Source organism: Pseudoxanthomonas gei, from assembly GCF_010119615.1.
Taxonomy (GTDB): Bacteria; Pseudomonadota; Gammaproteobacteria; order Xanthomonadales; family Xanthomonadaceae; genus Pseudoxanthomonas_A; species Pseudoxanthomonas_A gei.
On record NZ_QOVG01000005.1, the window covers coordinates 42500 to 65534 of the forward strand.

The window sequence follows — 23035 nt, forward strand, 5'->3', positions numbered from 1 at the left end:
GACAGCGGGAGGCATGGCCGCGCTTGCCGTCGAGCCTTGAGTTTTCAGGCACTCAAAAACCCTAACTCCGCTCACCCTCATCCGCCCTGCGGGCACCTTCTCCCGCAAGGGGAGAAGGGGGCGCGCGGTGTCCTTGAGTATTTCTACATTCGGCCTTCGACCACCTCTCCTGTAAAGGGACAGGGAACAGCACGCATAACTCCAAGAAGTGACGCGGCGGACGCAGTCTCCACCCGCTAAACTGCGCCACCGCAACCGACCGGCTTTCCCTTGAACGCAGCCCCGCCTTCCGGCAAGCGCACTGCCGCGCTGATCTTCATCTTCATCACCGTGCTGATCGACGTGCTGTCCTTCGGCGTCATCATCCCGGTGCTGCCGGGGCTGGTGCGCCAGTTCACCGGCGGCGACTTCGTGCAGGCGGCCTGGTGGGTCGGCATCTTCGGCACCTTGTTCGCCTTGATCCAGTTCGTCAGCGCGCCGATCCAGGGCACGCTGTCCGATCGCTACGGACGCCGCCCGGTGATCCTGCTGTCATGCCTGGGGCTGGGCATCGACTTCGTGCTGATGGCGCTGGCCCAGTCCTTGCCGTGGTTGCTGGTGGCGCGGATTTTCTCGGGGGTGTTCTCGGCCAGCTTCACCACCGCCAATGCCTATATCGCCGATGTCACCGCCCCGGAAAAGCGCGCCAAGGCCTTCGGCATGATCGGTGCTGCCTTCGGCCTGGGTTTCATCCTGGGCCCGATCATCGGCGGCCAGTTGAGCAAGTACGACCTGCGCGCGCCGTTCTGGTTCGCCGCGGGGCTGGCCCTGCTCAATTTCCTGTACGGCTGGCTCGTGCTGCCCGAATCGCTGCCCAAGGAAAAGCGCACCGCGCGCTTCGACTGGGCCCATGCCAATCCGGTTGGATCGCTGATGCTGCTCAGGAAGTATCCGCAGGTGTTCGGCCTGGCCGCGGTGGTGTTCCTGGCCAACTTCGCCCACTACGTCTACCCGAGCGTGTTCGTGCTGTTCGCCGAATACGAATACCGCTGGAATGAACAGCAGGTCGGCTTCGTGCTGGCCGCGGTCGGCGTGTGCAGCGTGATCGTGCAGGGCGGGCTGATGGGGCCGGTGGTGAAGAAGCTGGGCGAGCGCCGCGCGCTGCTGTTCGGGCTGGGCTGCGGGGTGATCGGCTTCCTGATCTACGGCATCGCCGATGCGGGCTGGTTCTTCCTCATCGGCTTGCCGATCAGCGCCTTGTGGGGATTTGCGGGCCCGGCCACGCAATCGCTGATCACCCGCCAGGTCGGCGCCGATGCGCAGGGCCGCGTGCAGGGCGCGCTGATGAGCCTGGTCAGCCTGGCCGGCGTATTCGCGCCGCTGGCGTTCGCCGGCACCTTCGGCCTGTTCATTGGCAAGCAGGCGCCGGCGCACCTGCCCGGCGCGGCCTGGTTGCTGGCCGCGCTGCTGCTGTTCTGCGCTTTCGTGGTCGGCTGGCGTTATGCGCGGGAGACACCCGCGCCGGTCGCGCACTGAGGTCCGGGCAAGACCATGACGATGAAGGAAGGCGAGTTCCTCGGCTTGCCGGCCCTGCTGGTCAGCACGCCGCTGGCCACTGCCGCGCTGTCATTGCATGGCGGGCAATTGCTGTCGTTCGTACCGAACGGTTATGAGGACCTGCTGTGGCTGTCGCCCCGCAGCAGGCGCGCGCCGGACGCGATCCGTGGCGGCGTGCCGGTGTGCTGGCCGTACTTCGGCCGCGAAGGACAGTCGGCCGAAGTGCCGCAGCACGGTTTCGCGCGCAATACACGCTGGGTGCTGGCCAATGCCATCCGCGACAGCGGCGACGGCATGATCCTGGAACTGGAACTTCCGGAGAATCCTGCGACTCCGCTGCAATTGACCCAGCGCCTGCACATCGGCCGCGAGCTGCGCCAGTCACTGACCACCCACAATCCCGGCACCGTCCCGGTCACCTTCACCCAGGCGCTGCACAGCTACCTGCGCGTCGGCGATGCGGATCGCGTGCAGGTCACCGGCCTGGACGGGCTGGAGTACGCCGATCGTTACGACGGCAAGCGGCACGTGCAGGCGGGCCCATGGAACCTGCACGATCCGCGCGATCCCGGGCGCAGCGACCGCACCTATCGCGATGCCGGCCATCACTTCGAACTCGCCGATACGGCACTGGGTCGCCGTATCGAGCTCGACACCTCGGGCAGCCGTTCGTTGGTGGTGTGGAATCCGGGCGAGTCCGGCATCGGCGCGCTCGGCGATGCGCCCGCCGAGGGCTGGCGCCAGTTCGTCTGCCTGGAAGCCGCCAACGCCGGCGAAGACGTGATCACGCTGGCCCCCGGCCGCAGCCATACCCTGCAGCAGACCCTGCGCGTAGAGGCGATGCACCTGTAGGAGCGACGCCAGTCGCGAAGCAGGAAGACTTCAGGCGCCCGTCAAAGCCCTCACGTGTGGGTTGCTGCGATTCTCTGATCTGTGGGCCAGAAGGCCTACGAGCTTCGCGACTGGCGTCGCTCCTACAAAAACGGGTGGTGCTACAGGCCCTGCTTCGCGAACTCCGCATTCAATGCATAGAACAGCTTGCCGACCTGCGGGGTCAGGCAGGTGTTGTAGGTGGCCGGATCGCTGCACGCCGCCTCCACGTCCGCAGCGGCCTTCTTCAGGCCCCAGCCGGCCAGCACCTGGCGCGCCTTGACGAAACAGGCCTGCCCGCGGATTGCGCCGCCAGGCTGCCGTGGCGGGTGCTGCAATAGGTCATGGCGCTGGCCAGTGCCGCTGAATTGATTGCATACAGCGAGTGGCTGGAACGGGCGGCTGGCGCAGCCACCTTGGCAGTGGCCGTGATCGTGGCCAGCAAGCACATGCTCAGCATCAACAGGGTTCGGGGCATGGGGTTTCCAATTCGCGTGTGATGGTTGGCGTGGAGGCCTCATTGTCCACGCAGGATGCTGGCACGCCAAATCGCGGCATGCGGAAACAGCAAGGGCCGCATCGCTGCGGCCCTGGCTGGTATCGGTGCTTCGTCTCAACAAGACAGCACGACTGCAACAAACTCAGTCGTTTTCGACATGGATCACGCGTCCGTCCTTGGCATCCAGATGGATCTCCACATCGTTGCCATCGGCACGTTCTGCCTCGGCCTTCCAGACGCCATCATCGAAGTCCACGTCGTGGACCTTGGAGTAGCCTTCGGCGGTCAGCTTGGCCTTGACGTCCTCTTCGCTAAGCGTGGAAACCAGCGACTCGGCATAGACGCGCTTGGTCGCCGGATCGATGCGCACGTCGACGCGGTTGCCGTCGGCGCTGGTGGCATCGGTTTCCCAGGCGCCGTCTTCGAAATCCAGATCGTCGATACGGGTATAGCCCTGCTCGGTCAGCAGGGCGCGTACCTGTGGCTCTGTCAGCGTACTGGCGGGCTTGGCGTCGGCCGGCTTGGCCTGGGCAAAGGCAGCGCCCGACAGGGCCAGCGTGGTGGACAGGAACAGCATTCGAAGTGGAAAGGTGCGCATGGATTGCTCCTGCGGATGAGTGAGCGGCGAGTCTGCCCAAGCGCACATCACTCGCAGATGAACTAACGGTTCCTGCACATTGCTGAGCGAAGCGCATCGGTCGTTGTAGGAGCGACGCAAGTCGCGAAGCTGGCAATGCGTGATTGCTGATATGCAGCGTGCCGCAAACGTACGAGCTTCGCGACTTGCGTCGCTCCTACAACAGCCTGACCGATCAGCTTTTATGGCGGCGAAAGGCCAGCAGGGTCACGCCACCCGCCACCAGTCCCCAGAAGGCCGAGCCGATGCCGGCCAGCGACACGCCAGAGGCGGTGACCAGGAAAGCGATCAGCGCCGGCTCGCGGTCGCGTTCCTCGCGCATCGCCGCGGCCAGACTGTTGCCGATGGTGCCGAACAGTGCGATGCCGGCGATGGCCATCACCAGTTCCTTCGGAAACGCGCCCAGCAGGGCCGCCACCGTCGCACCCAGCAAACCGACGATGACGTAGAAGATGCCGGCAAAAATCGCGGCCACGTAGCGGCGCTGCGGATCGGTGTGGGCCTCGCGGCCCATGCAGATCGCTGCCGTGATGGCGGCCAGGTTCAAGGCAAACGCGCCGAACGGCGCCAGCAGCACGTTGGCCACGCCGGTCCAGCCGATCACCGGCGAGAGCGGCACTTCGTAACCCGAGGCGCGGATCACCGCAGCGCCGGGCACGTTCTGCGAGGTCATGGTCACCACGAACAAGGGCAACGCAATGCCGAAGACCGCGGCCAGCGAAAGCGAGGGCAAGGTGAATTCGGGCCGCGCCCACTGCAGGCGCACTCCGTCCAGCTGCAGCAGGCCGCTGGCGCCGGCAATGGCGATGCCCATCAGCAGGGTGGCGATGACCGCATAGCGCGGGAAAGCGCGGCGTCCGGCCAGGTAGGTGATGAACATGGTCAACGCCATCGACAGCTGGGTCTGCATGGACACGAACACGTCCAGGCCGAAGCGCAACAGCACGCCGGCCAGCATGCCCGAGGCCAGCGAGACCGGGATGCGGTTGAGGCTGCGTTCGAACACCCCGCTGAATCCGGCCAAGGCCATCAGCAATGCCGACAGCACGAAGGCGCCGATCACTTCGGCATAGGGCAGGCCGGCGGTGCTGGCGATCAGCATCGCCGCGCCCGGGGTAGACCATGCCGTCACCACCGGCACGCGATAGCGCAGCGACAGGCCGATGCAGGTCAGGCCCATGCCCAGGCCCAGGGCCCACATCCACGAGGCGATCTGCGCTTCGTTGGCACCCAGCGCCTGTGCGGCCTGGAACACGATCACCGCCGAGGCGGTGAAGCCGACCAGCACGGTGACGAAGCCGGCGGCGACTGCTGAAAGGGAGAAGTCGCGGAGGAAGCGGCTCGAGGTCATGCGCCGATTGTCGCCCATGCAGGCGCGGGTCTGGACGCTGCGGTGCGGTCAGGCGGGTTGGTAGTTCGCCAGGCCCGACACCACGCCCAGCGATGGATCGCCGAAGACCATGCGCGCCTGCGGGAAGGCATCGCGCACCAGCGCCTGCACATACGGCGCGCGCGACATGCCGCCGGTCAGGAACACGCTGTCAGGCGGCGATCCCAGCGAGTCGCCGACTTCCTGCAGCAGGCGGCCCAGGCGCGAGAGGAAATCGACGCTGGCCGTGCGCAAATCTTCGCGGCTGGCGCTTACCGACAAGGCCTCATCGATGTAGTCCAGCGCGTGCCGGCTTTCGTCGTGTTCGCTGAGCCGCATCTTCATCGACTCGACCGCGCGATACAGCCGGGTGGTGCCGCCGTCGTGCTGCAGGGCCTGCAGGCGGTCGTTGTAGGGGGCGGGCACTTCGCTGAAGTTGCGCTTGTGGAAGGCGCGCTGGCGCGGCATGTCCTGGACCATCGCCGCATCGACGAAATGATGGGCCGGCACGCGCGTGTCGCCGCGCCCGAACAGCGGCATGAAGTGGGCCATGTTCAGGGCCAGGTCGACGTCGGTACCGCCGTTGGGCAGGCCCCAGGCGCGGTGGATCAGCGGCGCCTCGCGGCCGCCGACATGGGCATGGGCGATGTCGCTGGTGCCGCCGCCGATGTCGACCACCAGGGTCGAATGACGGGCCTCGCTGCCCAGGTGGTAGTGCAGTGCGGCCGCGACCGGTTCCTCGAGGAAATCCACCGCCTCGAACCCGGCGATCTGCGCCGCCTCGGCCAGGATGTCCAGCGCCTGTTCGCCACCTTCCGGACCCATGGAACTGCGGAACTGCACGGGCCGTCCGATCGTGGCCAGGCGCACGTCCACATCCAGCTGCTCGCTGGCCGCGATGCGGATGTGCTCGAGGATCTGCGCGGCGATGCCGGTGATGGTCTGGCGGGCGCGCGGCAGCAGGTCGTAGCCCAGCATCGACTTGGGCGACTGCACCAGGTGGCCGCTGCCTTCTTCCAGATAACGGTCGATGGCGTCCTCGCCGAACACCGCATCATCCAGGTCGGCGGCGGCGTCCTCGGCTTCGCGCGATTGCGCTTCCAGCCACTGGCGGCGGACCACCTGTACCGCATCGCGGTACAGCTGGGCCTCGCTGCGCGGGGCCACGCCGCTGCGGGTCTGCTCGGCCTTGGCTGCGCGCAGCAGCACGGCGACTTCACCCTCGCGTTCGCGGGTCATGTGGAAGTCGGCCGGGTCGGGCAGGTCGGTCGGAAAGAACACCGCGGTGCGGAACTGCGGCAACCCGTTGAACTGGATGTGCTGCAGGCGATCGCCCACGCGCGCGGCCGCGGCTGAATAGCTGGTGCCGAAGTCGATGCCGATTCTCATGAAGGAGTGGGAAGCCTGCGCGGGGGCCGGGGATTCTACGTGCTTGCAGGCGGTGCGTCCGGCCAGGCGCCGGACAGTCCAGGCGTTTTACCGGTGCGCGTGCCCCGATTTCCTTGCCTGGCGGGCGACCGGGACCAGGATCAGCAGGGCCAGGCCGGCGAAGCAGGCGCCGGCCAGGAAGGTCGCACGTGAGCCGAGCACATCCCACAGGCCACCGGCGACGACACTCGCCGCCAGCAGGGCCAGCCCGCCGACCAGGTTGAACACGCCGAAGGCGGTGCCGCGCAGCGACTCCGGCGCCACCTCGGCCACCAGGGTGGCCAGCAGGCCCTGGGTCATGCCCATGTGCAGGCCCCACAGGAACACGCCCAGGGCCAGTCCGGTCATGCCGCCGACCAACGCCAGCACCAGCTCCGACAACACCAGCACCAACATGCCCAGGGCCAGCAGCATTCCGCGGTCGTGGCGGTCGGCGAGCACGCCGATGGGATAGGAGGACAACGAATAGACCAGGTTCAGCAACACCAGCACCAGCGGAATCAGCATCAGCGCCAGTCCCAGTTCCTGCGCGCGCAGGACCAGGAACGCCTCGCTGAAGCGCGCCAGGGTGAACACCGCCGACACGCCCACGATCCACCAGTACAGCGGTGGCAGGCGCCCCAGCTCGGCCCGCGACAGCGGCGAACGCACGCGTTTTTTTCCCGCCCGCGCCGGCGCATCGTGGACCGTGAACAGGATCAGGGCGAAGGCCGCGAAGCCCGGCACGACCGCCGCCCAGAACACCAGCCGCAGGTTGTCCGAGGTCAGCCACATCAGGCCGATGGCCAGGGCCGGGCCGAGGAAGGCGCCGGCCGTGTCCAGTGACTGGCGCAGGCCGAACGAGGCCCCACGCAGGTCGGGTGGGGCCAGGTCGGCGATCAGCGCATCGCGCGGCGCGCCGCGGATGCCCTTGCCGATGCGGTCGACGAAACGCGCCGCGACCACCCAGCCCAGCGTAGTCGCCAGCGGGAACACCGGTTTGGTGAAGGCGGCCAGGCCGTAGCCGATGGCCGCCAGCACCTTGCGCCGGCCCAGCCAGTCCGACAAGGCCCCGGAGAACACCTTGGTGATCGACGCCGTGGCCTCGGCGATGCCCTCGATGAAGCCCACCGCCAGGGTCGAGGCGCCCAGGGCGGTGACCAGGTAGACCGGCAGCAGCGCATGGATCATCTCCGAGGAAACATCCATCAACAGGGAGACGAAGCCGAGTGCCCAGATCCCGGGCGGGATCCGGCGCAGGATCGAGGCGCGGGGCAAGGCCTGGCTCACCCCGGCCGGCGCAGGCAAGCCGTCGAGGCGCCCGATGCGCCCACCCCCCGTATCGTCGCGCTGTGCGCAGCAGGCAGGTCTCGCGGCTGGCTTGCCAGGGCGTCGGCCACGGTTGCCGCGCTATTGGCCGCGCGCATCACGCAGCCGCTCGCGCGCGGTCTTCCGCAACAGTGCGCGCTGTGCGGGCGTGAACGGCGATCGCCGGCCGCAGTGGGCAAGCAGCATGGCGTCGTCCTGCGCCTCGCCCAGCGCCTGTGCCTGGTGTTCGAGCGCCTTCGCCTCGGCCCGCACCGGCAGCTGCAGCGCGGCCAGCAGGCTGTCCTGCTGGTGCAGGCGGCGCAGGCGGCGGCGGAAGACATGCCAGGATTCATCGTCGGAGGACTTCTGCCGAGCGCGACGCCCGGCCTTGGCAGCGCGGCGCTCGCTGCGCTGCGCCGCCTTGGTGATGTCCGCGGTGCGCAGGGCAGCCCAGTCGAGCCGCTGCAGTCGCAGCGAAGCCGCGCGCAGGCGTCGGCGTCGGGCCGCGAAATGCGGATCGCGGGCCAGTGCCTGTTGCAGCAGCCGGTCGCGCCGCTGGCAGGCGGCCGCCTCGGCCGCCGGCAGGATCGCCTGCAATTCGCGCGGCGCCTTGTCCCGCAGCCGCTGCAAGGCCTCGACCAGTGCCTGCGCATCGCGCAGCCGGGACAGGCCCCGGCATAGGCGCCCCAGCTCCGCGTCCAGGCGCCTGCCGCCAACGCCCAGCGCCCGCCGCCCCAGCGCAAGGGCCGAGCGCACCCGCCGGATCGACTTGCGCGCCTGGTGGATGCCGGCATGCAGGTCGGCGACGTCGCTGGCCAGGAACGTCTCGGCCAGCTGGAGTTGCCCGGCGGCCAGCATCGCCAGGCGCACGCCGACCACGGCACTGCGGTCGGTGCGCGTCACCGCAGCCGGGTCAAGGCAGGGCAGGGGAACGGGGACAGGGCTACCCGCCGGCGCGATCATCGGATCAGTCATCGGACCAGTCATCGAATCAACCGTTGCGGCCGCTGTCGGGACCGCCATGCTAGGCCGATCGGCGGGTCCGGGGTTGATCCGGATCAAGTGCCGCTCCTGCCCCACGCAGCTGGTGGTTGCAGGCCGAGCCTGCGGTCCGGGGCGCGGCCTGCTTCAGTCCAGCAGCATCCGGGCGATGCTGCCGGCGGCATCGCGGCCTTCGGCTACCGCGGTCACCACCAGGTCGGCGCCGCGCACGGCGTCGCCGCCGGCGAACAGTTTCGGATTAGTGGTCTGGAACGGAAGACGTCCTTCCTCCTCGGCCAGGCTGCCGCTGACAACGATGCGGCCGTTCGGACTGCCCTGCACGCCTTGCGCCGCCAGCCACTCGGGCACCGTGGGCGAAAAGCCGAAGGCGATGATGACGATGTCCGCTTCCAGCAGGGATTCACTGCCTTCGATCGGCACCGCGCTGCGCCGCCCGCGCGCGTCGGGTTCGCCCAGCCGGGTCTCGACCACGCGTACGCCGGTGACCAGGTCGTCCTCGCCTTCGATCGCCAGCGGCGCGCGGTTGAACAGGAAGCGCACGCCTTCCTCGCGCGCGTTGGCCACTTCGCGCGCCGAGCCCGGCATGTTGGCCTCATCGCGGCGGTAGGCGCAGGTCACCTTGGCCGCGCCCAGGCGGATCGCACTGCGCACGCAGTCCATGCCGGTGTCGCCGCCGCCCAGCACGACCACGCGCTTGCCGGCCATGTCCGGCAACTGGATCGTGTCTTCCCAGCCTGCGATGGGCCTTCCCCACGGATCATTGCCGCCGACGATGCGCCCGTTCTGGACCAGGAACGGCAGCGCCGGCAGCACGTTCTTCAGGTCCTGCCCGGGCAGGCCGCCATCGGTGTAGCGATATGCGCCGGTGCCGAGGAACACGGCGTCGTAATCGGCCAGCAGGTCCTCGATGCCGAGGTCCTTGCCGATCTCCACGCCCAGCCGGAACTCCACGCCCATGCCCTCGAGTACTTCGCGACGGCGCGCGATGATGCTCTTCTCCAGCTTGAAGCTGGGAATGCCGAACTGCATCAGCCCGCCGATCTGTTCGTAGCGGTCGAATACCACCGCGTGGATGCCGTTGCGCGCGAGCACGTCGGCGCAGGCAAGACCCGCCGGACCGGCGCCGATCACCGCCACGCGCCTGCCGGTGGCCACCACTTCGCTCAGGTCGGGGCGCCAGCCCTTCTCCAGCGCTGCATCGACGATGTATTTCTCCACCGCGCCAATGGTGACCGCGCCGAAGCCGTCCTCCAGCGTGCAGCTGCCTTCGCACAGGCGATCCTGCGGACACACGCGGCCGCACATCTCCGGCAGCGGGTTGGTGGTGTGGCACAACGCGGCGGCTTCCTCGATGCGGTTCTCCTGCACCAGCTGCAGCCACTGCGGGATGGCGTTGTGCACCGGGCACTTCCAGCTGCAATACGGATTCCCGCAATCCAGGCAACGCCCAGCCTGGTGCTGCGCCTCGGGCAGCGCGAACTTGCCGTACATCTCGCCCCAGTCGCCATTGGTGCGCAGCTCCAGCGGTATGCGCTGCGGCATCTGCCGGGGGAGTTCTAGGAACTGGAAGACTTGCTTGCGGCTCATGGTGCGTCTGCTCTTTGCTTTCCCTCTCCCTTGATGGGAGAGGGTGGCCGAAGGCCGGGAGAGGGTGAGCCGGAGCCGTCGGCGATGAAGCGAAGGGTCAAATCGAGTGGGGGAGAGCCAAGGCGCGCTTCGCTGCGCTCGCGGCCCCTCTCCTGCCCTTCGGGCATCCTCTCCCACAAGGGGAGAGGAGAAAAACAAAAGCGCCTGTCGTGCAAGTGAGCGTGCATTTCCATCACGCCGCCCGCCTCAACGATTCCGTCAACGACTCCAGGCTCGCCGCCTTCGGCTTCACCAGCCAGAACTTGCCCACGTAATCGCGGAACTCGTCGAGGATCTGCTGGGCCCAGATGCTGCCGGTCAGTTCGCGGTGGCGGGTGACCAGGGTGTGCAGGTGCTGGCGGTGGCTTTCGAAGCCTTCCGGCGAAATGCGGTGGATGTCGATCAGTTCGTGGTTGTAGCGGTCGACGAAATCGCGGTCCAGGTCCAGCACGTAGGCCAGGCCGCCGGTGAAGCCGGCGCCAAAATTCAGGCCGGTGCGGCCCAGGACCATCACGATGCCGTCGGTCATGTATTCGCAGCAGTGGTCGCCGGCGCCTTCGATCACCGCCAGCGCGCCGGAGTTGCGCACCGCGAAGCGTTCGCCGGCGCGGCCCGCGGCGAACAGTTCGCCACCGGTCGCGCCGTACAGGCAGGTGTTGCCGAGGATGGCGGTGTTGCGGGCCTCGAAGCGCGCGCCGCGCGGCGGACGCACCACCAGGCGGCCGCCGGCCATGCCCTTGCCCACGTAGTCGTTGGCTTCGCCTTCCAGCTCCATCAGCAGTCCGCCGGCGTTGAAGGCACCGAAACTCTGGCCAGCGGTGCCGCGGAAGCGCAGGTTGAGCGGTGCATCATTCATGCCGTGGTTGCCGTGGGTGCGGGCAATGGTCCCGGACAGGCGCGCGCCGATGGAGCGGTCGGTGTTGTGGATCAGGAAGCGCTGTTCACCACCGGTCTTGTCGGCGATGGGTTTGGCCATCAGCCCATCCAGCTGGGTGGCCAGGCTGTCCGGCGATTCGTACAGGCGCTGGGCGGCGCAATGCCCGTTGTCCTGGTGCACCTGCTTGAGCAGGCGCGACAGGTCCACGTGCACGCCCGGTCGCGGCGAGACCTCCAGCTGCTGCAGCAGGTCGGTGCGGCCCACGATCTCGTCCAGAGAACGCACGCCCAGGTACGACAGCCACTGCCGCACTTCCTCGCTGAGCAGGCGGAAGAAATTCTCCACGCGCTCCGGCAGGCCGGTGAAGTGCTTGGCGCGCAGGTGTTCGTCCTGGGTGGCAACGCCGGTGGCGCAGTTGTTCAAGTGGCAGATGCGCAGGTACTTGCAGCCGAGCACGATCATCGGCGCGGTACCGAAGCCGAAACTGTCGGCGCCCAGCAACGCGGCCTTGACCACGTCCAGGCCGGTCTTGAAGCCGCCGTCGGTCTGCAGCACGGTGCGGTCGCGCAACTGGTTGGCGACCAGGGCCTGGTGCGATTCGGCCACGCCCAGCTCCCAGGGCACGCCGGCGTAGCGGATCGAACTCAGCGGACTGGCGCCGGTACCGCCGTCGTGTCCCGAAATCGTGATCAGGTCGGCGCCGGCCTTGACCACGCCGGCGGCGATGGTGCCGACGCCGGCATGCGAGACCAGTTTCACCGAAATCAGCGCGGTCGGATTCACTTGGCGCAGGTCGAAGATCAGCTGGGCGAGGTCCTCGATGGAATAGATGTCGTGGTGCGGCGGTGGCGAGATCAGGCCGATGCCCGGCTTGGCGTAACGCAGCCGCGCGATCATCTCGTTGACCTTGTGGCCGGGCAGCTGGCCGCCTTCGCCGGGCTTGGCGCCCTGGGCGACCTTGATCTGCAGCACTTCGGCATTGACCAGGTATTCGGGAGTGACGCCGAAGCGCCCCGAGGCGACCTGCTTGATCTTGCTGCGCTTGACCGTGCCGTAGCGGGCGGGATCTTCGCCGCCTTCGCCCGAATTGCTGCGCCCGCCCAGCCGGTTCATGGCGATGGCCAGGGCCTCGTGCGCCTCGGGCGACAGCGCGCCCAGGCTGATGGCGGCGGTGTCGAAACGGCGCAGCAGGTCGCCGGCTTCGGCGACTTCCGCGAGCGGCGTCGGCGTGTCGGACTTCTTCAGCTGCAGCAGGTCGCGCAAGGCCGAAGGCGGACGCGCATGCACGAAGTCGGTATAGGTCTTCCAGTCCTGCACCTCGCCCGTGCGGCTGGCGTGCTGCAGCGACATCACCACGTCGGGGTTGTACATGTGGTACTCGCCGCCGTGCACGTACTTGAGCAGGCCGCCGATTTCCTGCTTGTGCAGTTCGTTCCAGGCATTGCGGCTGAGCTGTCGCGCTTCCACGTCCAGCCGCGCCAGGTCCACGCCGCCGACCCGCGAAGGCGTATCCGGAAAACACAGGTTGATGACATCCGGCTGCAGGCCGACGATCTCGAACAGCTGCGCGGCGCGGTAGCTGGCGATGGTGGCGATGCCCATCTTGGAAATGATCTTGGACAGGCCCTTGTAGATGCCCTTGCGGTAGCTGCGCCCGATCTGCGCCTGCTCGCCGCCCTTCTTCAGGAACAGGATGCCGCGCCGCCCCAGGTCGAACAGGGTCTGGTAGGCGAGGTAGGGGTACACGGCGGTGGCGCCGAAGCCGAGCAGGCAGGCGATGTGGTGCGGGTCGCGCGCGGTGCCGGTCTCGATGATCAGGTTGACGTCGCAACGCAATCCGATCCGCGACAGGTGGTGGTGCACGGCGCCGGTGGCCAGCAGCGCATGCACCATCGGTCGCCCGGCGACCGGGTAGCGGTCGCTCAGCAGCAGCATCACCATGCCTTCGCGCGTGGCCGCCTCGGCCTGCGCGCAGATGCGTTCGATGCCGGCCTTCAAGCCTTCCTCGTGCGAGTACGACAGGTCCAGCAACTGGTTCTTCTCATCGTACGGCTGCATCTTCAGCAACTGCCGCAACTTGCGCTGCGACAGCACCGGCGAATTGAGGATCACGTGGTTCACCGTTTCCGGGCCCGCGTGGAAGATGTTGGTTTCCTTGCCCAGCTGCGTCGACAGCGACATCACGCAGTCTTCGCGCAGCGGATCGATCGGCGGATTGGTGACCTGGGCGAAGGCCTGGCGGAAATAGTCGTACAGCGGCCGCGTCTGCCGGCTCAGCACCGCCATCGGCGTGTCGTCGCCCATCGAGCCGGTGGCTTCCTGCTCGGTCTCGGCCAGCGGCCGCAGCACGAACTCCACTTCCTCGTTGGTCAGCTGGAACAGCTTGTGGTAGCTGCGCAGGGTCTTCTCGTCGAAGGGTTCCTCGACCAGCGAGGGATCGATCAGTTCGGTCTGCAGGTAGGTCACGCCGTGCTGCAGCCATTGCTTGTAGGGCGCGCGACCGCGGTTGATGCGGTCCACGGCCTCGCTGTCGAGCAGGTCGCCGCGCTTGAGGTCGATGGCCATCATCTCGCCCGGGCCCAGCTTGCCCTTGCGCACGATGCGTTCGGCCGGCAGTTCCCACACGCCGGCCTCGGAAGCAACCAGGAAATGCCGGTCCGAAGTCAGCAGCCAGCGCGCAGGGCGCAGGCCGTTGCGGTCGAGCATGCAGGCGGCATAACGCGCGTCGCAGGCGACGATGCCCGCCGGACCGTCCCAGGGCTCGCTGTTGAGGCCATGGAATTCGTAGAACGCGGCCAGATCGGAATCCTTGAACTCCAGCGACTGCGTCGCCGGCGGCACCAGGATGCGCAGCGCCTGCAGCAGGTCCATGCCGCCGGCGATCAGCAGCTCCAGCATGTTGTCCAGGCTCTGCGAATCCGAACCGTGCATGGAGATGACCGGGTCGAATTCGGCGATGTCGAAGCGCGGCGTCTTCCACACCTTGCTGCGCGCCTGCGCCCAGCGGCGGTTGCCTTCGATGGTGTTGATCTCGCCATTGTGGGCAAGCAGGCGGAACGGATGGGCCAGCGGCCAGCGCGGCAAGGTGTTGGTGGAGAAGCGCTGGTGGAACACCACCGCGCTGGAGGCCAGGTCGTTGCGCTGCAGGTCGGGGAAGAACGTGGACAGCTTGTCCGGCAGGACCATGCCCTTGTAGCCGATCGCATGCGGGGTCAGGGTGACCACGTAGAAGTCAGCGACTTCGCGCAGGCGCTGCTCGGCGCGGCGGCGGGCCAGGAACAGCGACAGGCCGAAAGCGTCATCGTTCTGGCCTTCGCCCGCGTCGACGAACACCTGCTCGATGTGCGGCAGCGTGTCCTTCGCCAGCTGCCCACAGACCGAATCGTCAGTGGGCAGCACGCGCCAGCCGCGCAGGATCGCGCCGGCACGCTGCAATTCCTCGGCCACGGTGCTGCGGCACAGCGCCGCCTGTTCGCTGTCGTGCGGCAGGAACACCAGGCCGGCGGCATAGCGCTCGCCGGTGGCAATGCCGGCTTCCCTGGCCAGCGCGCGCAAAAACACGTCGGGTTTGCGGATCAGCAGGCCGCAGCCATCGCCGGTCAGCCCGTCGGCCGCCACGCCGCCGCGATGGGTCATGCGCGACAGTGCGGAAATGGCGGTATCCACCAGCGAACGCGAGGGTTGGTCGTCCAGTTGCGCGACCATGCCGAAACCACAGGCATCGCGTTCGTCGTTGGGATCGTAAAGTCCCGGGCGGGTGCTGGGGTCCATCTTTGTTTCAACCGGATTGGGCCGGCCGGCTCACGCCGGTCAGCAAAGTGACGGCGACAACGCACCGCTTGCAAAGCGGCGCTACTGGATGTCTCCGCAGTCCTCGACTAGAACATAGATGGTGCGGTGCCGCAACACGCAGATACGCTGCATTTGATAGTTACAGCAGCAACTGTTTACGCGCCGATGAGTGCGCGCTCAGCTGCAGTTGGCGCTGGCGATCCGTCCGCTTGCATCCAGCGCCAGGTTCAGCCGGCCTACCCTGAATTCCATGGTGACCACCTGGTCGTGCCTGAGGACGCGCACGACCCGGGCGCCGGCGGCAGTGCGTGCCCGCTCCTGCAGTTCCGGCGTCGGCAGTTGGCCGATCACCTCGAGCACCTTGCTGGCATCGCATTGCGCGGCAACGGCCGGATCTTCGGCCGATACGGGAGGCGCGGCGACCGGCCCCGGGCTTTGTGCACAGGCGACGAGCGCCACGCCCAAGGTGCAGCCGAACAGAAACTTTTGCATGGTGGGCTTCCCAGAAAAAAGAGTGGTAGAAGAACCGGCTACAGGTGTCGAGGGCTGGCAGCGATCATCCGCAGCGGATCGACGTCACCAGTCCCGTCTCGTCCAGGTCCAGGTTCAGCCGATTGGCATTGAACTCCATTGTCACCGCCTGGTCGGGCTTGAGCGTGCGCGCTATTTCGGCGCCGCTGTCCTTGCGTGCCTGCTCCACGTCGGCCGCGCTGACTTTCTTGCCGATGGCCCACTGCGCCTGCGAGTCATCGCAAGCCGCCGCTGCCGCAGGCAGGGTGGACTGGGCTGGCTGGGCCGCTTCCTGCGCGCGTTCCGCGGACTGGGCAACGGCCTGTTCCTGTTCGTCCTGGTCGGGCGTACAGGCGGCGAGGCCCAGGGTCAACAACGCAACGGCGGGCAGCAGGAATCGGGTCATGCGGAGCTCCAGTGGAAAGCAGGTTCTGATTCAAGCATCCCGCATGCCGCATTCGCAAGGCGTTAACCATTGCCCGCCAGAATCCGCCGATGCCGACATCCAGCCCGTCCTCAAGCACTGCTTCCACTCGGGAAGTCCCCAATCCCGCGGCCTCGCATGCGGCCGAAGCCGGGCTGGTCTACGTCAGCGATGCCGAACCCGGCATCAGCCGCCGGCGTGCCGGCAAGGGCTTCGCCTACCGCCAGCCAAGTGGCGAAGTGGTGCGCGATGCGGCCACCCTGCAACGCATCCGCGCGCTGGCGGTGCCGCCGGCCTACACCGAGGTGTGGATCTGCCGCAGCGTGCGCGGGCATATCCAGGCCACCGGTCGTGATGCGCGCAAACGCAAGCAGTACCGTTACCACGAACAATGGAGCGCGATCCGCGGCGACGGCAAGTTCGACCGCATCGTCGCCTTCGGCAAGGCCTTGCCGAAACTGCGCCGCGTCATGCGCCGCGACCTCGCCCTGCCGGGCTGGCCGCGCGAGAAAGTGCTGGCACTGGTGGTATCGGTCATGGCCGATACCCTGGTGCGGGTCGGCAATGAAGGCTATGCGCGGGAGAACAGGTCCTTCGGCCTGACCACGCTGCGCAACCGCCATGCCGAGTTCGTGGGCGGCGGGCGCGCACGCCTGCGCTTCCGCGGCAAGGGCGGGCTGGAACACGACATCACCCTGGACGACCGGCGCCTGGCCAAGCTGGTGCGGGGCGTGCAGCAGCTTCCCGGCCAGGCATTGTTCCAGTACCGCGATGACGATGGCAGCGTGCAGCCGGTCGATTCGGGCGAGGTCAACGACTACCTGCGTGCGGCGATGGGCGAGAGCTTCACGGCCAAGGATTTCCGCACCTGGGGCGGAACGTTGGCGGCCTTCCAGCGGCTGGCGGCGACCGAGCTGCCGCCAGAGCCCAGCGAGCGCGCCTTGAAGCTGCTGCAGAACGAAGTGATCAAGTCGGTGGCCGATGCACTGGGCAACACCCCGGCAGTCTGTCGCAAGGCCTATATCGACCCGACCACGTTTTCAGGCTGGCGCGACGGCAGCCTGCAGCGCATCGCCAACGGTGCGCGCGGCGAACGCCAGTGGGAACAGGCGACCCTGAAATTCCTGGGCCAGTCGCATCGCGTGTTACGCAAGGTGACTGCGAAGAATGGCAAGGCCATGAAGAACGCGAAGACTGCCAGCAAATAGTCGGTGACGGAGGATTGTTGGGCGTTTCCGTCAAACCCTTCACCACGTTTTCACCGCTGCTGAAGCGTTGCCGCAACAGACTCGGTCCTCCCCACGCAGGAGATCGACCATGGCTGTCTGTGATGTCTGTGGCAACGACTACGACAAGGCCTTCACCCTGACCCAGGGCGACCGCAAGGGCACGTTCGACTCGTTCGAATGCGCCATCCATGCCTTCGCGCCGAAATGCACGCACTGTGGATGCACGATCATCGGCCATGGCGTCGAAAGCCAAGGCAAATTCTATTGCTGCGCGCACTGCGCCAAGAAGGCAGGCGTGCGCGGCGTGGACGATCGCGCCTGAGCGCAGGGAGAACAATATGGCTACTCGCAAGACCGTCCAGACCAAAGCCGCCGGCCGCTCGGCAGTCGCTAACAAGCAGCAGGCCATCCAGCGCGAGGTCGACGCCAGGGATGCGCGCAAGCCGAAAGCCGCATCGGAGAGCCAGCAAAAAGCGGTGCAGGCCGGTACGCGAACGCAACCGCGCAAGATGCCCGCCCAGCACCTGCGCAAGCCCGGCAACGAACATGAGCTGCGACTGCAGCCGCGTTTCCTGGCGCCCGACTACCGGGGTAGCGGCAAACTGGAAGGCATGGCGGCGATCGTCACCGGTGGCGATTCGGGCATAGGGCGCTCTGTCGCCGTGCTGTTCGCACGCGAAGGCGCGGACGTCGCCGTCCTGTACCTGGACGAGGACCAGGACGCGCGCGAAACCAGGAAGCACGTGCAGGCCGAAGGCAGGCGCTGCATCACGATCGCGGGCGACGTGAAGGATCCCGGCTTCTGCGAGTCCGCGGTGAAGAAAGTGGTCAAGGCGTTCGGACGCCTCGACGTGCTGGTCAACAATGCCGCCTTCCAGTTGCATACGGAAAAACTCGAGGACCTCAGTGACGAACACCTGCAACAGACCCTGCAGACCAATATCGGCGGCTATTTCCACATGGCGCGCGCCGCGTTGCCGCACATGAAGGCCGGTGGCAGCATCATCAATTCCGGCTCGGAAACTGGGTTGTTCGGCAGCAAGCACCTGCTTGACTACTCGGCCACCAAGGGCGCGATCCATGCCTTCACGATGTCACTGGCCAGCAACCTGCTGGAGCGCGGCATCCGGGTGAACTGCGTGGCGCCGGGCCCGGTCTGGACTCCGCTCAATCCAGCCGACAAGCCTGCCGACAAGGTGGCGGAATTCGGACAGGACAGTGACATGGGCCGACCGGCGCAACCGGAAGAGATTTCACCGGCGTATGTGTTCCTGGCTTCGCCGGTGACCGCGTCTTACATCAGCGGGGTGGTATTGCCGGTGATGGGTGGTCCGCGAGGATAAAGCCCCTCTCACGATATTGAGTGCCTCTCCTGCGGCCCGCAGGGTGTCCATGGGTGAAAGGGGTGGGGGTGTGGGTACGGCGGAAATGTGCCTAACGGCAGCACGCGGACAGAATTGAGTCCTCGTGGATACATAACTTCGCCGTATCCTCATCCGTCGCTTCGCGCCACCCCGAAGCAAGTACGGGGCAGGCTCTTATCCCGAAGGAGAAGGGAACCTACGGCGCCTCCGCAAACGCAACCACTTCCTCTCCCGCTGCCTCCACCTCCACCAGCCGCACCATCAGCAACGCCAGCGTCACCACGTCCTGGTGGTTGTGCGCGGCCACGCGGCGCAGGTTGCGGGCCGAGCCGCCGCGCAGGTAGTTGAGCCACGCTGCTGGTGCTTCCGAACCAGGCAGGTCGTCCTCGCGCACGATGCGCAACAGTTCGCGCTCGATCGTAGCCAGGCGGCAGTTCTCCCAGGTGCCGCGGTAACGGCGGCGGGTGGGAAACAGCAGGTCGACGTGGTCCAGCGGCGAGATCGGGTCGGCCTGGCGCGCCAGCCGGTAGCGGGTCTTCAGCAGCGGCGAGTCGTAGCAGCGCCCGTTGTAGCTGGACAGCACAGTGTCCTTCTCCTGCAGCCAGCCGGTGAACGTTTCGAGCATCGCGGTTTCGGCGGCCATGGTGGTCATCAGCAATTGGCGCACGCGCAGGCCATCGCCGTGCAAGGGATCGTGGTGCCAGTCGGCGGCGCCGATCATGAAGGCACGGGTGCCGGTGCCACCGGCCAGGCCGGTGGTCTCGGTGTCGAAGAACAGCAGCCTGCGCGGGTCCAGGGATTCGCCATGGCGCTTGGCGAAGGCCAGCGACAACGGGTAATCCGGCGCCGGCATCGGCAGGCGCGTTTCGATCAGGCGCAGGCCGGTGGCGATTTCCTGGCCGGGGACTGCGCGGTCGGTGGATTTTGCCGGGCGCGGTGTCGCCAGCGCCTTTTCGCGCAGCCCGAGAATCCTGCGCAATGCCCCTATTGATTGGGACGAGGGGCGCACCACAGTTGCACGTAATGCTTCACTAAGCGGCGGAGCAGCCTCCTCCCTTGCGCGCAGCGCAGGGGAGGATTGAGGAGGGGTGCTTTTGTTGTTGCTGTTGTTGCTGTTGTTGCAATTATCCGATTGAAAGTCTTCGGATAGCTCGGCGCCAAGAGCACCCCTCCCCATCCCTCCCCTTGCTTCGCAAAGGGAGGGGGCCGGAGCAACAGCACCCCTCTCCATCCTTCCCCTTGCTTCGCAAAGGGAGGGAGCTGGAGCAACAGCGCCCGCCTCGCGCTTCAAAGCCCGCAGCTTCTCCAGCGAAATGCTCATGAACGCGCGCGTCCCGGTTCCTGTAGGAGCGACGCGATCCGTCATGGGGACAGGCGCTGAAAGGTTCACTGCTTCGCGACTCGCGTCGCTCCTACAAGAGCTGTCATGCATGCGCTGCATTTCCCAGCAGCTGCAGCACTTCCAGCGCCAGTGACTTCGGAGTGGCCAGTTGCTTGCCCTCGCTGGCGGCCAACACCGGACCCACGCAAGCCGGGCAACCGGCCACGCAGTCGCAGCGCTGCACCAGTTCGCGCGCGCGTTGCACCAGTTCGGCCTGGCGCTGCCACAGCGGTTCGCTCAGGCCCACGCCGCCGGGGAAGTTGTCGTACAGGTACACGGTCGGCACGAACTGCTGCACTTCCACGCTGCCGGGTTCCGACATCGATACCGCCTTGCCGGAATCGTCCTGCGCCCGACCGTTGCCCTTGCCGTCCTGGGTGGCGAACCAGGCGCCGTCGCCATTGCCGACCGACTGCTGCAGGTCGCGTGCATCGGCCATCACCGCCACCGTCGCCACCACATGCAGGGCATAGGCGGCGCCGAGGAAACCATCCAGCGCATCCTGCTTCGACGCGAACGCCTTCAGCAGCACCGCCTGCGGCAACTGCCACCACACCGCGGTCGTGTGCAGTTCCTGGTCGGGCAGGTTGACCGGGCCGTAGCCGATGTTCTCGTGGGTGTAGTAGCGGATCTTCTTGTAGCCGGCCACGCGCCGGACCACGTGCACTTCGCCGTGGCTGGCGTCGCCGTTCCCCGACTCGCAACCCTCGAAGCGTTCCAGCACCTTGAGCCTGGTGAAGTCGATGCTGTCGGTGTAGTAATCGACATGGGTGCGGGTGACGTAGGCCTTGCGTCCTTCCCAGTCCAGCCGTTCCACTTGATACGGGGTGCTCTGGACCATGTGGATCGCGCCTTCGTACAGGGTCAGCGCGGCGGCCGAGTAGTCCACCTCGCACAGGATCACCTGGCGCCCGTCGGTCTTGTCGACGACCACGAAGTTGCCGTCGGCCACCGAACGCAGGCTCACCGCCTGGGCCGGATAGCTGTCGGCGATCCACTCCCAGCGTTCGCCTTCGCGATGGACCACTTCGGTTTCGGCCAGCGCTTCCAGATACACCGACGGATCGATCGGGCCGAAGGCCTCGCCGACCAGGAACGGCAGTTCGAAGGAGCCGCAGCGGATGTGGTCGAAGAGGATCAGCGGCTGGTCCGGGGCGATGCGCGCGTGTTCGGGCGGCGCATCGGCGAAGAAATCAGGATGCCGCACCACGTACTGGTCCAGCGGTTGCGAGCTTGCGACCAGTACGCCCAGCGAAGGCTGCTGGCGACGCCCTGCGCGGCCGAAGCGTTGCCAGGTCGCGGCGACGGTGCCGGGATAGCCATTCAACACCACCACGTCCAGGCTGCCGATATCCACGCCCAGTTCCAGCGCCGAGGTGGCGATGATGCCGTCGATGCGCCCGTCGCGCATGGCGCGCTCGGCTTCGCGGCGCTCGGTCGGCAGGTAACCGCCACGGTAGGCGCGGATCCGCGGCGGCTTGCGCGGGTCGTGGTCGAACACGTCCTTCAGGTACTTGGTCAGCACTTCCACCATCAGCCGGGTCTGCGCGAACACCAGCGTCTTCAGCCCCGACTTGATCGCGATGCGGGCGATGCGGTTGCTCTGCGAACGCGCCGAGGCACGCAGGCCGAGATCGGCATTGACCACCGGCGGGTTCCACAGCAGCACGTGCTTGTCGCCGGTGGGCGCGCCGGATTCGGTGATCGCATGCACGTGGTCCTCGATCAGCGCCTCGCAATGCGCCTGCGGATTGCCGATCGTCGCCGAGCACAAAATGAACTGCGGCGTGGCCCCGTAGAACGCGCAGATGCGCTTGAGCCGGCGCAGCACGTTGGTGACGTGGCTGCCGAACACGCCGCGATAGGTGTGCACTTCGTCGATCACCACGTAGCGCAGGTTCTCGAAGAACTGCGCCCACTTGGTGTGGTGCGGCAGGATCGCCTGGTGCAGCATGTCCGGGTTGCTGACCACGATGTCGCCATGCAGGCGGATCGCTTGCCGCGCGTCCCCCGGCGTGTCGCCGTCGAAGGTGAAGGCCTTCACCCCCAGTTCGCCGGCGCGGTTCAACTCCAGCAACTCGGCCACCTGGTCCTGGGCCAGGGCCTTGGTCGGGAACAGGTACAGCGCTTTGGCATTCCCCGACATCGCCGCTGCGACCACTGGCAGCGTGTAGCAGAGCGACTTGCCCGACGCGGTGGGCGTGACGATGGCGACGTGCTTGCCCTCCTGCGCTGCCTTCCACGCTTCGGCCTGGTGGCTGTACAGCTGTTCGATGCCTCGCGCGCGCAACGCGGCCTTCAGGCCTTCGGGCACGTCATCAGGAATCGGCGCGTAGCGGCCTTCGCGACCCGGAATCATGAAATTGCCGGTGATGCGGTCGGCATAGCGCTTGGATAGCCGGGCGGTCAGCAGGCCGCCGTCGCGGCTGAGCTGCCCATCGGCCAGCGTGGACAGCGCCCGCTCCTGGTCTTCGGTGCGTGGGGCAAGGGCGAAGGCCATGGCGTGGATCCGTGCGACAGGGGCCGTGGATTGGACGCTGGCGGCTTCTCACCTGGTGAGACAGCGCCCTGGCCGATGGGGCTAGCTCACGAGCTACCGAGGTTTTGTGGCCGTCATCCTCGCGAGGGCAGGGACCCGGCGACCTCAGCTCTGTCCGCCAGTTCCCCGCAAACCACTTCCCGCACCAGATATCCCCGCAATTGCCGCGCGCTCGCCACCCCGATCCCCTCGGCCTTCCCGGCAGTAAACAAGGTCACATGCGGCGGCGGAACCGGAAGCTCCCGACCGAGCAACACACCGAGCGCAGCGTGGAAACGCGCCATCGCCGGCATCTCGAGGCATTCGATGATCGAGTGGAAAACTGTGGTCCTGCCTGCCCCGCCAACCTGTTTGCGCAGCAGCAGCCGGCGCCCGCGTTGCACGAACGACCAGTCCTCGGACTCGAAGGCAGCGCGCGAGGCCCGCTCCACGGCACGCTCGTGCAACGCCGCATGCAATTCCCTGCCCAGCGCTCCACCCACCAGGGTTACGTGCAATTCGGGCTTCGGCTCGAACTCCATGCCTTCCAGTGTCACCCCGACCGCCGGCGGTGCCCATGCTTCCACCGGCACCGGCAACACCAGCGTGTGCGCCGCCGACCAACCCGGCCAGCGTGCCTGCGCCATCGCGATCCGCATCACTGCCTCCCGATCACGGCGCAACGC

Annotated in this window: 18 protein-coding genes and 1 pseudogene; 6 read left to right on the forward strand and 13 right to left on the reverse strand. The window is 67.1% G+C overall.

The features are described from left to right. Positions 1 to 270: 270 nt before the first annotated feature. Both DT603_RS08535 and DT603_RS08540 read left to right on the forward strand, forming a co-directional pair. Positions 271 to 1515, forward strand: coding sequence for a TCR/Tet family MFS transporter (locus DT603_RS08535; RefSeq protein WP_162349461.1), 1245 nt, complete (start codon positions 271 to 273; stop codon positions 1513 to 1515). 15 nt (positions 1516 to 1530) lie between these two features. Continuing rightward, a complete protein-coding gene (locus tag DT603_RS08540) occupies positions 1531 to 2388 on the forward strand; it encodes a D-hexose-6-phosphate mutarotase (RefSeq protein WP_162349462.1) in 858 nt (285 codons plus the stop codon). A 140-nt stretch (positions 2389 to 2528) separates the two neighbouring features. Here the strand turns inward: DT603_RS08540 and DT603_RS08545 are convergent, their stop codons facing one another. Beyond that, a complete protein-coding gene (locus tag DT603_RS08545; protein ID WP_162349463.1) occupies positions 2529 to 2744 on the reverse strand; it encodes a hypothetical protein in 216 nt (71 codons plus the stop codon). A gap of 6 nt (positions 2745 to 2750) precedes the next feature. Between DT603_RS08545 and DT603_RS08550 the strand changes: the two genes are divergently transcribed. After that, positions 2751 to 2906: a hypothetical protein gene (locus DT603_RS08550; RefSeq protein ID WP_162349464.1), complete on the forward strand. Its 156-nt coding sequence runs from the start codon at positions 2751 to 2753 to the stop codon at positions 2904 to 2906. Between the two features lie 141 nt (positions 2907 to 3047). On the opposite strand, the gene DT603_RS08555 is transcribed toward DT603_RS08550, so the two are convergent. The 9 genes from DT603_RS08555 to DT603_RS08595 all read right to left on the reverse strand — a co-directional run bounded on the left by DT603_RS08555 (position 3048) and on the right by DT603_RS08595 (position 15839). Then, positions 3048 to 3503 (reverse strand): PepSY domain-containing protein, encoded by a 456-nt coding sequence (locus tag DT603_RS08555; protein WP_162349465.1) that lies wholly within the window; start codon positions 3501 to 3503, stop codon positions 3048 to 3050. Between the two features lie 214 nt (positions 3504 to 3717). Beyond that, positions 3718 to 4893 carry a benzoate/H(+) symporter BenE family transporter gene (locus tag DT603_RS08560; RefSeq protein WP_162349466.1) on the reverse strand — a complete coding sequence of 392 codons (1176 nt, stop codon included), beginning with the start codon at positions 4891 to 4893 and terminating at the stop codon, positions 3718 to 3720. 48 nt (positions 4894 to 4941) lie between these two features. Beyond that, entirely contained in the window at positions 4942 to 6300 is a 1359-nt protein-coding gene (locus DT603_RS08565; RefSeq protein WP_162349467.1) for an Hsp70 family protein, read from the reverse strand. Positions 6301 to 6387: 87 nt separating this feature from the next. Continuing rightward, positions 6388 to 7626 (reverse strand): MFS transporter, encoded by a 1239-nt coding sequence (locus DT603_RS08570; RefSeq protein WP_246191718.1) that lies wholly within the window; start codon positions 7624 to 7626, stop codon positions 6388 to 6390. A gap of 102 nt (positions 7627 to 7728) precedes the next feature. After that, complete coding sequence (locus tag DT603_RS08575) at positions 7729 to 8688, reverse strand: CHAD domain-containing protein (RefSeq protein WP_162349468.1); 960 nt, start codon at positions 8686 to 8688, stop codon at positions 7729 to 7731. A gap of 66 nt (positions 8689 to 8754) precedes the next feature. Continuing rightward, positions 8755 to 10215: an FAD-dependent oxidoreductase gene (locus tag DT603_RS08580; protein WP_162349469.1), complete on the reverse strand. Its 1461-nt coding sequence runs from the start codon at positions 10213 to 10215 to the stop codon at positions 8755 to 8757. A gap of 232 nt (positions 10216 to 10447) precedes the next feature. Then, the gene (gene gltB / locus DT603_RS08585) at positions 10448 to 14902 is read right to left on the reverse strand and encodes a glutamate synthase large subunit (RefSeq protein WP_162349470.1); all 4455 of its coding nucleotides are present in this window, start codon (positions 14900 to 14902) and stop codon (positions 10448 to 10450) included. Positions 14903 to 15100: 198 nt separating this feature from the next. Further along, positions 15101 to 15415 carry an I78 family peptidase inhibitor gene (locus DT603_RS08590; protein WP_162349471.1) on the reverse strand — a complete coding sequence of 105 codons (315 nt, stop codon included), beginning with the start codon at positions 15413 to 15415 and terminating at the stop codon, positions 15101 to 15103. A gap of 64 nt (positions 15416 to 15479) precedes the next feature. Then, positions 15480 to 15839, reverse strand: a complete 360-nt coding sequence (locus DT603_RS08595; RefSeq protein ID WP_162349472.1) for an I78 family peptidase inhibitor — start codon at positions 15837 to 15839, stop codon at positions 15480 to 15482. A gap of 89 nt (positions 15840 to 15928) precedes the next feature. Here DT603_RS08595 and DT603_RS08600 point away from each other — a divergent pair, with 89 nt between their 5' ends. The 3 genes from DT603_RS08600 (at position 15929) to DT603_RS08610 (ending at position 18429) form a co-directional block, all read left to right on the forward strand. After that, positions 15929 to 17065 carry a DNA topoisomerase IB gene (locus DT603_RS08600; protein WP_162349473.1) on the forward strand — a complete coding sequence of 379 codons (1137 nt, stop codon included), beginning with the start codon at positions 15929 to 15931 and terminating at the stop codon, positions 17063 to 17065. A 109-nt stretch (positions 17066 to 17174) separates the two neighbouring features. Then, positions 17175 to 17408 (forward strand): hypothetical protein, encoded by a 234-nt coding sequence (locus DT603_RS08605; RefSeq protein WP_162349474.1) that lies wholly within the window; start codon positions 17175 to 17177, stop codon positions 17406 to 17408. Continuing rightward, on the forward strand, positions 17323 to 18429 hold the full coding sequence (locus DT603_RS08610) for an SDR family oxidoreductase (RefSeq protein WP_162349475.1): 1107 nt from the start codon (positions 17323 to 17325) through the stop codon (positions 18427 to 18429). Before DT603_RS08605 ends, DT603_RS08610 begins: the two co-directional genes overlap by 86 nt. Positions 18430 to 18646: 217 nt before the next feature. On the opposite strand, the pseudogene DT603_RS08615 reads toward DT603_RS08610, so the two are convergent. The 3 genes and pseudogenes from DT603_RS08615 to DT603_RS08625 form a co-directional block, all read right to left on the reverse strand. Beyond that, positions 18647 to 19534 (reverse strand): annotated as a pseudogene (locus DT603_RS08615) (ribonuclease H-like domain-containing protein); the annotation flags it as partial. 340 nt (positions 19535 to 19874) lie between these two features. After that, positions 19875 to 22331 carry a DEAD/DEAH box helicase gene (locus DT603_RS08620; RefSeq protein WP_162349476.1) on the reverse strand — a complete coding sequence of 819 codons (2457 nt, stop codon included), beginning with the start codon at positions 22329 to 22331 and terminating at the stop codon, positions 19875 to 19877. Positions 22332 to 22444: 113 nt separating this feature from the next. Further along, on the reverse strand, positions 22445 to 23008 hold the full coding sequence (locus tag DT603_RS08625; protein WP_162349477.1) for a hypothetical protein: 564 nt from the start codon (positions 23006 to 23008) through the stop codon (positions 22445 to 22447). Positions 23009 to 23035: the final 27 nt, after the last annotated feature.

Excerpts from the sequence above, each read along its gene's own strand:
- DT603_RS08540 (WP_162349462.1), top strand. The coding sequence starts at position 1,531 with ATGACGATGAAGGAAGGCGAGTTCCTCGGCTTGCCGGCCCTGCTGGTC.
- DT603_RS08550 (WP_162349464.1), top strand. The coding sequence starts at position 2,751 with ATGGCGCTGGCCAGTGCCGCTGAATTGATTGCATACAGCGAGTGGCTG.
- DT603_RS08555 (WP_162349465.1), bottom strand. The coding sequence starts at position 3,503 with ATGCGCACCTTTCCACTTCGAATGCTGTTCCTGTCCACCACGCTGGCC.
- DT603_RS08560 (WP_162349466.1), bottom strand. The coding sequence starts at position 4,893 with ATGACCTCGAGCCGCTTCCTCCGCGACTTCTCCCTTTCAGCAGTCGCC.
- DT603_RS08565 (WP_162349467.1), bottom strand. The coding sequence starts at position 6,300 with ATGAGAATCGGCATCGACTTCGGCACCAGCTATTCAGCCGCGGCCGCG.
- DT603_RS08580 (WP_162349469.1), bottom strand. The coding sequence starts at position 10,215 with ATGAGCCGCAAGCAAGTCTTCCAGTTCCTAGAACTCCCCCGGCAGATG.
- gltB (WP_162349470.1), bottom strand. The coding sequence starts at position 14,902 with ATGGACCCCAGCACCCGCCCGGGACTTTACGATCCCAACGACGAACGC.
- DT603_RS08590 (WP_162349471.1), bottom strand. The coding sequence starts at position 15,415 with ATGCAAAAGTTTCTGTTCGGCTGCACCTTGGGCGTGGCGCTCGTCGCC.
- DT603_RS08595 (WP_162349472.1), bottom strand. The coding sequence starts at position 15,839 with ATGACCCGATTCCTGCTGCCCGCCGTTGCGTTGTTGACCCTGGGCCTC.
- DT603_RS08600 (WP_162349473.1), top strand. The coding sequence starts at position 15,929 with ATGCCGACATCCAGCCCGTCCTCAAGCACTGCTTCCACTCGGGAAGTC.
- DT603_RS08605 (WP_162349474.1), top strand. The coding sequence starts at position 17,175 with ATGGCTGTCTGTGATGTCTGTGGCAACGACTACGACAAGGCCTTCACC.
- DT603_RS08610 (WP_162349475.1), top strand. The coding sequence starts at position 17,323 with ATGGCGTCGAAAGCCAAGGCAAATTCTATTGCTGCGCGCACTGCGCCA.
- DT603_RS08620 (WP_162349476.1), bottom strand. The coding sequence starts at position 22,331 with ATGGCCTTCGCCCTTGCCCCACGCACCGAAGACCAGGAGCGGGCGCTG.
- DT603_RS08625 (WP_162349477.1), bottom strand. The coding sequence starts at position 23,008 with ATGCGGATCGCGATGGCGCAGGCACGCTGGCCGGGTTGGTCGGCGGCG.